The sequence below is a fragment of the Streptomyces sp. NPDC107562 genome (assembly GCF_055657325.1).
Map to the genome: position 1 here is coordinate 1 of NZ_JBVKBE010000044.1, position 1,399 is coordinate 1,399.

At 66.7% G+C, this 1,399-nt stretch carries 1 protein-coding gene; it reads left to right on the forward strand.

All coding sequences use genetic code 11. The features are described from left to right. The first annotated feature begins 65 nt into the window (after positions 1–65). The gene (locus tag ACZ7LV_RS38970; protein ID WP_471946094.1) at positions 66–1,301 is read left to right on the forward strand and encodes an IS701 family transposase; all 1,236 of its coding nucleotides are present in this window, start codon (positions 66–68) and stop codon (positions 1,299–1,301) included. Positions 1,302–1,399 lie beyond the last annotated feature (98 nt).

A 1,399-nucleotide genomic window follows, 5' to 3' on the forward strand; every position in this document is an offset into this window, starting at 1 on the left:
CCTAGTACTCCAGTGAGAAATCGTTGCCTGAGCTGGTCGGTTTCGTTGTTCCGGGCATGGTGGGGATGGATGAAGCTGGTTTGTGGGCTGAGGAGTTGGAGACGGTCTTCGCGCGTGTGGCGAGCCGGTTCTCTCGGGTGGATCTGCGGTGGCGGATGCGGGACTACCTGCGCGGTCTGCTGGCGCCGGTGGGGCGGAAGAATGGCTGGCAACTGGCCGAATATGCAGGTCACCGCGGGCCAGCCGGCTTCCAGCATCTGCTGAACGGCGCCTCCTGGGACGCTGACGCGGTCCGGGACGATCTGCAGCAGTACGTCGCCGAGCGGCTTGGCACCCCGGAGGGGGTTCTGATCATCGACGACACCGGTTTCCTGAAGAAGGGCACCACCTCTGCCGGCGTGCAGCGGCAGTACTCGGGCACGGCCGGCCGCACCGAGAACTGCCAGATCGGGGTGTTCGCCGCTTACGCCTCCTCGAGGGGCAGGGCTCTGGTGGACCGGGAGCTCTACCTGCCCAAGTCCTGGACCGGGGACACGGACCGGTGCGGGGCCGCGAAAGTCCCCGCCAGCCGTGGGTTCGCGACCAAGGGAGAACTGGCCCGCGCGATGATCCTGCGAGCTCTTGCTTCACCCCTGCCAATCGCCTGGGTGACGGGTGACTGCGCCTACGGACAGGAATGGCGCATGCGCCGCACCCTGGAAGAAGCCGGCGTCGGCTACGTCCTGGCCGTGCCGAAGTCCCAGCACCTCCACGGCCCATTCAGCCGTATCGATCGCGCCATCGCCGACGCACCAGATGAGGCATGGGAACGCCACTCCTGCGGCGACGGCGCCAAAGGCCCGCGCGTCTACGACTGGGCAGCCGCCATGCTGCCGGCCATCTGGGACTTCGACGGCGATCGGCCCACCCATCAACGATGGGTGCTGGCCCGCCGCAGCCTGACCCGACCGGACGAGTTGGCCTACTTCCTCGCTTACGCACCGAACGGCACCAGCGTCGAGGACCTGGTCCGCATCGCCGGATCGCGCTGGGCGATCGAGGAGGCCTTCCAGGCCGCGAAGAACGAATGCGGCCTCGATCAGTACGAAGTCCGCCGCTATCCGGGCTGGTACCGGCACATCACCCTGGCCATGCTCGCCCATGCCTTCCTGGCCGCCGTCGCAGTCCAAGTCACCGAAAGGGGGGCCGCAGAAACGACACCATCAGCACTATCCGCTTCACCGTTGCAGAAGTCCGCCGGCTCCTGGAAGCTCTGCTGCCCCGCCCCACCCCACGTCCCGGAGCGGTTGTCCATGCCCTGAACTGGTCTCTCTGGCGCAGACGGCACCAAGCCACAGCCCGACGCTGCCACTACCGAAGAAGGACCAGCTCAGGCAACGATTTCTCACTGGAGTACTAG

Coding starts and splice junctions, on each gene's coding strand:
- ACZ7LV_RS38970 (WP_471946094.1), top strand. CDS start 66: ATGGATGAAGCTGGTTTGTGGGCTGAGGAGTTGGAGACGGTCTTCGCG.